The following is a 607-nucleotide window of genomic DNA, read 5'->3' as shown; positions in this document are numbered from 1 at the left end:
CGAGTAACGCTCGTGCAATCATCACCACATGAGACATGGCAGAGTCGTACTCTGCAGAGACGACGAGCGTATTCTCGTCCTCAAGGTAGCCCCACCCGGCTTCTCCCCGGTCAGATTTGGGTTCGACAGGGTAGTTTGTCACACTAACGCCTTTCTTCGGCGGTGTCTTCGCCGCTGAGACCGTCTCTGCGTACGAAAGATAGTCCACACCGTGATACCGAGGTAAGCGAACCCGTCCGTCCGGCGTCGTCGACGCCTCACCTTCGGCGGTCGGTCGGTGGTCGTCCTCCCTCCCTCCCCGAGGGCGGTCCGTGATTACACGGGTATTGTGGTTTGGTTTTGGGGTGTTCGTAACGTAGTCCTGAAGGGCCTTTTGTCGCTCTTTCTCTTTGGCTAATTCTTCGAGGTACAACGCTCCTTTGTCGAGAATCTCGATTCGTAGGTTTCCGCGAGCGCCGTACTTCTCACAAAGACCATACTCGATTAGCTTCTCGTTCAATCGCCGCGAGACCGTGGTCCTATCGTACTGACTGAACGCCGATTGTAGGGCGCTGTAGGCCATGTGTAGATCGGAAGAGCACACTCCAGTCACGTACGCAAATCTCGT

General features: G+C 55.8%; 1 pseudogene. It reads right to left on the bottom strand.

Going from position 1 to position 607, the window contains the following annotated elements:
* Positions 1 to 562 (bottom strand): annotated as a pseudogene (locus C5C07_RS20440) (transcriptional regulator); the annotation flags it as partial.
* Positions 563 to 607: the final 45 nt, after the last annotated feature.

Source organism: Haloferax sp. Atlit-4N (assembly GCF_003383025.1).
Lineage (GTDB): Archaea > Halobacteriota > Halobacteria > Halobacteriales > Haloferacaceae > Haloferax > Haloferax gibbonsii.
The sequence above is the reverse complement of the archived record's forward strand: the minus strand, read 5'-3'. Positions and strand labels throughout refer to the sequence as shown.